Genomic DNA, 6,434 nt, shown 5'->3' with positions numbered 1-6,434 from the left:
CCGAACGCCGTACGCGAGCCGGGGCCCACGGCGGGAAGGGGGCTCCTCAAGGTGGCGTACGCCGGTCTGCGCCATGCGGCGTACGCGGGCGTCCGCACCGGCCCGCCGCGCGCCGACGGCTCCGCGTTTCCCTCCCTCGGAGCAGCGCATGAGCGAAAACTGACCGGTACGTGCAAAATATTTGGGATGCCCCGGAATCGGAACGCCAGGGCTCCCCGGCTCGTTGTCACGACGTGAGCACGACACCGCCTGTCCTCGCCGCCGAGCTGGCGCTCGCATGGGCCGATATTCAACGGCACCACCCCGAGCTGCCGGACCTGGCCGCGCCCGAATCCCTGATCGGAGAGTCCTCGTCCGCGTGTGGCGCCGAACTCTCCTTCGAACGGCTGCTCCATGAGGCAGTGCACGGCATCGCCGCCGCCCGCGGCATCCGCGACACCTCACGCGCCGGCCGCTACCACAACCGCCGGTTCCTGGCGATCGCCGAGGAGCTGGGCCTGGACCACGCCGACGAGCCGCATCCCAGCAGCGGCTTCTCCCTGGTCACCCTCAGCCCCGAGGCGCGGCGGCGCTACCGTCCCACGATCGAACGGCTCGCCAGAGCCCTCAAGGCGCACACCGCGGCGACCGCCGCCGACAGCGCCCGCAGCTTCCGCGGCCCGGCCGCGCGGCACGGCTCCTCCGGGGGCGGCGTCCGCGTCAAGGCCGTCTGCGACTGCGGCCGCAACGTCCGCGTCGTCCCGTCCGTGCTGGCCCAGGCCCCGATCGTGTGCGGCGGCTGCGGCAAACCGTTCCGCATCCCCGAGGTGGCCGCCGTCGGGTGACCCGGCGGTGTGTGGCACAATGGTCCGCTGTACTCGACAGTCGCACAGGACCCCTCTCTCCTCCGGCTGGCGCGTCCATCGGGCATCCGAGTACCGCAACCCCACGTGGCATCTCGTTGTGCCCCACCACGTCAAGACCAGGAGACACCACTCCCGTGGCAGTCAAGATCAAGCTGAAGCGTCTGGGCAAGATCCGCTCGCCTCACTACCGCATCGTCATCGCCGACTCCCGTACCCGCCGTGACGGCCGGGCCATCGAGGAGATCGGTCTGTACCACCCGGTGCAGAACCCCTCGCGCATCGAGGTCGACTCCGAGCGTGTCCAGTACTGGCTGGGTGTCGGCGCGCAGCCGACCGAGCCCGTCCTGGCCATCCTCAAGGTCACCGGCGACTGGCAGAAGTTCAAGGGCCTGCCGGCCCCGGCGCCGATGAAGGTCGCCGAGCCCAAGGCCGACAAGCGCGCCCTCTTCGAGGCCGCCGCCAAGGCGTCGGGCGACGAGCCCAAGGGTGAGGCCATCACCCCGAAGGCGAAGAAGGCCGACAAGAAGGCGGACGAGGCCGAGGCCGAGTCCACCGGGTCGACCGAGGCATGAGCATGGTCGAGGAAGCCCTTGAGCATCTCGTCAAGGGCATCGTCGACAACCCCGATGACGTGCAGGTCGCCTCGCGTACCCTGCGCCGAGGGCGCGTGCTGGAGGTGCGGGTCCACCCCGACGACCTCGGCAAGGTGATCGGCCGCAACGGCCGCACCGCTCGCGCCCTGCGGACCGTCGTGGGCGCCATCGGTGGACGAGGCATCCGCGTCGACCTCGTCGACGTGGACCAGGTCCACTGATCCAGTAGCACACCGGCTCGGGCCGGGGAGGGCCCTCGGGCCGTCCCCGGCCCGACGTCGTACGGGCCGGGCACCGGAACACCGGCCGGCCCCCCATCGTTGTCCATCACCGAGGGTCCCGGCGGACCCCGGCCACCACCGCCCCCGCGGCGGCGGACCAGTCGCAAGGAGCAGCGTGCAGCTCGTAGTCGCGCGGATCGGCCGCGCCCACGGCATCAAGGGCGAGGTCACCGTGGAGGTGCGCACCGACGAGCCGGAACTGCGGCTCGCCCCCGGTGCCGTCCTGGCCACCGACCCCGCCTCGACCGGACCGCTGACCATCAGCCACGGCCGGGTGCACAGCGGACGGCTGCTGCTGCGCTTCGAGGGCGTCACCGACCGCACGGCCGCCGAGGCGCTGCGCAACACCCTGCTGATCGCCGAGGTCGACCCCGAGGAGGCCCCCGAGGACCCCGAGGAGTTCTACGACCACCAGCTGATCGACCTCGACGTCGTCACCCGCGACGGCACGCCCGTCGGCCGGATCGCCGAGATCTCCCACCTGCCCTACCAGGACCTGCTGATCGTCCGGCGGCCCGACGGCGGCGAGGTCATGGTCCCCTTCGTCTCCGAGATCGTCCCGGAGATCGACCTCGAAGCGCAGCGCGCCGTCATCGACCCGCCGCGCGGCCTCCTGGACGCCTCCGAGGCCGAGACCGCCTCCGGGCGCGAGAGCGGCGAGGACCACTGATGCGCCTCGACGTCGTCACGATCTTCCCCGAGTACCTCGAACCGCTGAACGTCTCCCTCGTCGGCAAGGCCCGGGCCCGCGGCCAGCTCGACGTACGCGTCCACGACCTGCGGGAATGGGCCCACGACAAGCACAACACCGTCGACGACACCCCCTACGGCGGCGGACCCGGCATGGTGATGAAGCCCGAGCCGTGGGGCGAGGCACTGGACGCCGTGATCGCCTCCGGGGCCGAGGACACCGCCCCGGTACTGGTCGTCCCCACACCCAGCGGCGAACCGTTCACCCAGCAGCTCGCCGTGGAACTCTCCGCCAAGCCCTGGCTGGTGTTCACCCCGGCCCGCTACGAGGGCATCGACCGCCGCGTCATCGACGAGTACGGGGACCGGCTCGACGTCCGCGAGGTCTCCATCGGCGACTACGTCCTGGCCGGCGGCGAGGCGCCCGTCCTGGTCATGGTCGAGGCCATCGCCCGGCTGCTGCCCGGCGTCCTCGGCAACGCCGCCTCCCACCAGGACGACTCCTTCGCCCCCGGGGCGATGGCCGACCTCCTGGAGGGCCCCGTCTACACCAAGCCCCCCGAGTGGCGGGGCCGCGGCATCCCCGACGTCCTCCTCAGCGGCCACCACGGCAGGATCGCCCGCTGGCGCCGCGACCAGGCGTTCCGCCGCACCGACCGCAACCGCCCCGACCTCATCGCCCGCGCCGACCCGGCCGCCTTCGACAAGCACGACCGCGCCCTGCTCGCGGAACTCGGCTGGAGCGAGGGCGCGGACGGCCGATTTGGGCGCACGCCGGGGGGCGTGGAAGAATAGGCGGCTGTTGTGTGCGTCCGGCGCGCGCCCCTGCCACAGGGGGAACGACGCCCGCCCGACGGAACAGCAATCGAACATCTTCTTCGACATTCCGCCGATGACCTGTGGCATCGGCGAGGAAAGCAGCAGGTCATGCACCTTCTCGACTCCGTCGACGCCGCGTCGCTGCGCAGCGACGTCCCGGCCTTCCGCCCGGGCGACACCGTCAACGTCCACGTCCGCGTCATCGAGGGCAACCGCTCCCGTGTGCAGCAGTTCAAGGGCGTCGTCATCCGCCGCCAGGGCTCCGGCGTGCGGGAGACCTTCACGGTCCGCAAGGTCAGCTTCTCCATCGGCGTCGAGCGCACCTTCCCGGTGCACACCCCGATCGTCGAGAAGATCGAGCTCGTGACCCGCGGTGACGTCCGCCGCGCCAAGCTGTACTACCTCCGCGAGCTGCGCGGCAAGGCCGCCAAGATCAAGGAGAAGCGCGACAGCTGAACCGCGCCGCCCGGCACCGTACGGGCATCGCGTCACCCAGCTCACGCCCGGTTCCCGGGTCCGGCCGGATAGGCTCGGGCACCGATGGACACCGACGCACAGCTTCCGGAGCGCGACCGCTCTCCCGACCCCACCGAGGGACGGGAGCCGCGGTCGCGCTCCGCGCGTTTTCCCGCCCGCTTCCGCGTCCGGCCGCTGCCCCTGCTCGCGGCCTGCCTGGCCTTCCTGCTGCTGCTCGGCCTCTTCGTCGTGCAGCCGTTCCTCGTCCCCAGCTCCTCGATGGAGAACACCCTCCAGATCGGGGACCGGGTGCTGGTCAACAAGCTGGCGTACCGTTTCGGCACCTCGCCCCGCCGGGGTGAGGTCGTCGTCTTCGACGGGACGGGGTCCTTCGTTCACAGGGAGTCGGAGGAGAATCCCGTCACGGGCCTGCTGCGCGGGGCCGGAGCGGCGCTGGGCCTGGCCCCGGGCGACGGCACCGACTACGTCAAGCGCGTGATCGGCATCGGAGGGGACCGGGTGACCTGCTGCGACGAAGGGGGGCGGATCAAGGTGAACGGCAAGCCCGTGACCGAGGGCTATCTGCATCCGGGGGACACGGCGTCCTCCATAGCGTTCGACATCGTGGTGCCCGAGGGAAAACTGTGGGTCATGGGGGACCACCGGTCCCGCTCCCGTGACTCCCGCGACCACCTCGGCGAACCGGGCGGCGGCACCGTACCCGTCGACAAGGTGATAGGCCGGGTCGACTGGATCAGCTGGCCCGTGCGCCGCTGGACCAGCCTCGACCTCCCACCCGCCTTCGACGCCGTCCCCGCCCCGGCAGGCCCGCATGGGTAGCCGAGGGCGCCCCCGGCGCGGCGACGACGGCCCCGGCACCGGGGAAGCGTCCGGCGGGCGCCGCTCCCCGAAGGGACGCGCCGAACGACGGCGCCAGGCCCAGCGCATCAAGCGCCGCAGGCGCCGCTCCTACCTCAAGGAAATACCGATCCTCATCGGCGTGGCCCTGGCCATCGCCCTGGTCCTGAAGACCTTCCTCGTCCAGGCGTTCGTCATCCCCTCCGGCTCCATGGAGCAGACGATCCGCATCGGCGACCGCGTCCTCGTCGACAAGCTCACCCCGTGGTTCGGCGCCAAGCCGCAGCGCGGCGATGTCGTCGTCTTCAAGGACCCCGGGGGCTGGCTCAAGAACGAGCAGACCACCCCCGCCGACGACCCTCCCGGCGTCAAACAGCTCAAGGACGCCCTCACCTTCATCGGCCTGCTGCCGTCCGCCGACGAACAGGACCTGATCAAGCGCGTCATCGGCGTCGGCGGCGACACCGTACGCTGCTGCGACGCCCAGGGGCGGGTGACCGTCAACGGCACGCCCCTGAACGAACCCTATGTCCACCCCGGCAACCCGCCGTCCCTGATGAAGTTCACCGTGAACGTCCCCACGGGACGGATCTTCGTCATGGGCGACCACCGCTCCGACTCCGGGGACTCGCGCTACCACCTCGCCGAGCCGTACCGTGGAACGGTTTCCGAGGACAATGTCGTCGGCCGCGCCGTCGTCATCGCCTGGCCCTTCGGCCACTGGCGGCGCCTGGAGGAACCCGGCACCTTCACCCGGGTCCACGACGCGCCGGGCGTGAAACCGTCGGCGGCGGGATCCCCGCATAGGGTGTCTCCCGACAGTTTGACCGTACTCCCGACCCCTGCGGAACTCCCGCTCGTTATGGGAGTGGTGGGCCTGCACCGGTTGACGGGCGGGCGAGCGCGTGGAGTGAGGAGTGGATGTGGGGGACTTGGCGGTCGGCCCGCGGTCCGGAACCGGAGAGCCGGAGGAGCCCGGGGAGCAGGAGCGGCGCGGTGAACCCGCGGCGGAGCCTGCGGCGCCGGCAACGGGCGCACGACACGGGGCACACAGGGACAAGACGGAACGGAAGGGGGGCCGCGGGGTGAAACAGCCCAAGAAGCCCCGCGCCTTCTGGCAGGAACTGCCGATCCTCATCGGCATCGCCCTGCTCCTCGCCCTGCTCATCAAGACGTTCCTGGTGCAGGCGTTCTCCATCCCGTCCGACTCGATGCAGGACACCCTGCAACGCGGCGACCGGGTCCTGGTCGACAAGCTCACCCCGTGGTTCGGCGCCAAGCCGCAGCGCGGAGAGGTCGTCGTCTTCCACGACCCGGGCGGCTGGCTGAACGAGACGCCGACGCCCCAGCCCAACCCCGTCCAGCAGGTCCTCAGCTTCATCGGCCTGATGCCGTCCGCCGAGGAGAAGGACCTGATCAAGCGGGTCATCGCGGTCGGCGGCGACACCGTCGAGTGCCAGGGCACCGGACCGGTCAAGGTGAACGGCAAGGCCCTCAAGGAGGATTCCTTCATCTTCCCGGGCAACACCCCCTGCGGTGACCGCCCGTTCGGTCCGATCCACGTCCCCAAGGACCGCATCTGGGTCATGGGCGACCACCGCGACGACTCCCTCGACTCCCGCTACCACCAGAACCTCAAGGGCAACGGCACGGTATCGGTGGACGAGGTCGTCGGCCGGGCCTTCACCATCGCCTGGCCCGTCAACCGCTGGTCGACGCTCCCCGTGCCCGACACCTTCGACCAGGTCGGCCTGAACACCGCGATGGCCGCCACCCCGGCCGCCCTCGGCCTCGCCGGCGCCGTCCCGATCGTGCTGTGGCGCCGCAGGAGGCTGACCACACCACGCAAGCCCCGATAGGGTGCCGTCCCAGGTCTTCGACGCGGGCCGCGC

9 protein-coding genes are annotated in these 6,434 nt (G+C 71.2%); all 9 read left to right on the top strand.

Features of this window, described 5'->3' with window-relative positions; genetic code table 11:
• Positions 1-233: 233 nt before the first annotated feature.
• The 9 genes from AC51EU_RS07630 (at position 234) to lepB (AC51EU_RS07590) (ending at position 6,401) form a co-directional block, all read left to right on the top strand.
• Positions 234-824, top strand: coding sequence for a hypothetical protein (locus AC51EU_RS07630; RefSeq protein ID WP_496265910.1), 591 nt, complete (start codon positions 234-236; stop codon positions 822-824).
• A gap of 155 nt (positions 825-979) precedes the next feature.
• Positions 980-1,417 carry a 30S ribosomal protein S16 gene (gene rpsP, locus AC51EU_RS07625; protein WP_496265909.1) on the top strand — a complete coding sequence of 146 codons (438 nt, stop codon included), beginning with the start codon at positions 980-982 and terminating at the stop codon, positions 1,415-1,417.
• Between the two features lie 2 nt (positions 1,418-1,419).
• On the top strand, positions 1,420-1,659 hold the full coding sequence (locus AC51EU_RS07620) for an RNA-binding protein (RefSeq protein WP_496265914.1): 240 nt from the start codon (positions 1,420-1,422) through the stop codon (positions 1,657-1,659).
• Between the two features lie 175 nt (positions 1,660-1,834).
• Complete coding sequence (rimM, locus tag AC51EU_RS07615) at positions 1,835-2,389, top strand: ribosome maturation factor RimM (protein WP_496265908.1); 555 nt, start codon at positions 1,835-1,837, stop codon at positions 2,387-2,389.
• Positions 2,389-3,204 (top strand): tRNA (guanosine(37)-N1)-methyltransferase TrmD, encoded by an 816-nt coding sequence (gene trmD, locus AC51EU_RS07610; RefSeq protein ID WP_496265907.1) that lies wholly within the window; start codon positions 2,389-2,391, stop codon positions 3,202-3,204. Before rimM ends, trmD begins: the two co-directional genes overlap by 1 nt.
• 132 nt (positions 3,205-3,336) lie before the next feature.
• On the top strand, positions 3,337-3,684 hold the full coding sequence (rplS, locus tag AC51EU_RS07605) for a 50S ribosomal protein L19 (RefSeq protein WP_496265906.1): 348 nt from the start codon (positions 3,337-3,339) through the stop codon (positions 3,682-3,684).
• 84 nt (positions 3,685-3,768) lie between these two features.
• Positions 3,769-4,524, top strand: a complete 756-nt coding sequence (gene lepB / locus AC51EU_RS07600; protein ID WP_496265905.1) for a signal peptidase I — start codon at positions 3,769-3,771, stop codon at positions 4,522-4,524.
• Entirely contained in the window at positions 4,517-5,542 is a 1,026-nt protein-coding gene (gene lepB, locus AC51EU_RS07595; RefSeq protein WP_496265904.1) for a signal peptidase I, read from the top strand. Before lepB (AC51EU_RS07600) ends, lepB (AC51EU_RS07595) begins: the two co-directional genes overlap by 8 nt.
• 85 nt (positions 5,543-5,627) lie before the next feature.
• Complete coding sequence (gene lepB / locus AC51EU_RS07590) at positions 5,628-6,401, top strand: signal peptidase I (protein ID WP_496265903.1); 774 nt, start codon at positions 5,628-5,630, stop codon at positions 6,399-6,401.
• Positions 6,402-6,434: the final 33 nt, after the last annotated feature.

Source organism: Candidatus Streptomyces philanthi, from assembly GCF_059553635.1.
The sequence above is the reverse complement of the archived record's forward strand: the minus strand, read 5'-3'. Positions and strand labels throughout refer to the sequence as shown.

Coding starts and splice junctions, on each gene's coding strand:
- AC51EU_RS07620 (WP_496265914.1), top strand. CDS start 1,420: ATGGTCGAGGAAGCCCTTGAGCATCTCGTCAAGGGCATCGTCGACAAC.
- rplS (WP_496265906.1), top strand. CDS start 3,337: ATGCACCTTCTCGACTCCGTCGACGCCGCGTCGCTGCGCAGCGACGTC.
- lepB (WP_496265905.1), top strand. CDS start 3,769: ATGGACACCGACGCACAGCTTCCGGAGCGCGACCGCTCTCCCGACCCC.
- lepB (WP_496265904.1), top strand. CDS start 4,517: ATGGGTAGCCGAGGGCGCCCCCGGCGCGGCGACGACGGCCCCGGCACC.
- trmD (WP_496265907.1), top strand. CDS start 2,389: ATGCGCCTCGACGTCGTCACGATCTTCCCCGAGTACCTCGAACCGCTG.